Here is a 566-nt window from a genome sequence, read left to right as displayed (position 1 = left end):
CCCGCTACGCACTCCAAAACCGGAAGAGCCGGTTAAGTTGGGTTGAGAAATGGCCTCAATGTGTCCTAGCTGGATTAGCTTCTCGAGCAGAGTATGTGCATTAAAGGGAGAAATTCCCGTTTGCTTAGCGATCTGTTCGGTAGCTTCTTGCTGATTTAGGGTGCCGTTTAAAATTTTATTCAATTTTTGGAGATGGTGGTCTGGATCCTGGACATAGTGCCCGATTCCTGCCGTGTTTGATCCAACAACTGACCTGCCATCCCCTAGAGGCCTAACTTCATGGGCGGTCCGGAATGATATCAAGGACATTGTTCTCCTTAAAGTAAAAAGGGGGCCCGAATGTATTCAGGTCCCCGTGGTTGTCTGATGTTTTATGCCTGTCCAACGCGGTGGGCTTCCATCAGATTCTGGGTGGAAATCACTTCAAAATCGAATGACATTGGCCTCCTCCTTTCATGAGTGAAGTTACAGAAAGGGTAGCAGTGAGCCAAGGCACAGTCAATGAAAAATATAATTTAATTCTCTAAGGGGTGTGAGGTTGCCCGCAAATCGTGGACACGTAGTGG

1 protein-coding gene is annotated in these 566 nt (G+C 47.3%); it reads right to left on the bottom strand.

Annotated elements, in window-relative coordinates:
- The coding region (locus HMPREF2565_RS14020; RefSeq protein WP_210385867.1) for a hypothetical protein at positions 1-309 on the bottom strand (309 nt) is incomplete at its 3' end.
- Between the last annotated feature and the right edge of the window lie 257 nt (positions 310-566).

Origin of the sequence: Corynebacterium sp. HMSC072A04, from assembly GCF_001809235.1 — a bacterium.
GTDB lineage: Bacteria > Actinomycetota > Actinomycetes > Mycobacteriales > Mycobacteriaceae > Corynebacterium > Corynebacterium hiratae.
This window is presented reverse-complemented; position numbering and strand designations above follow the sequence as displayed.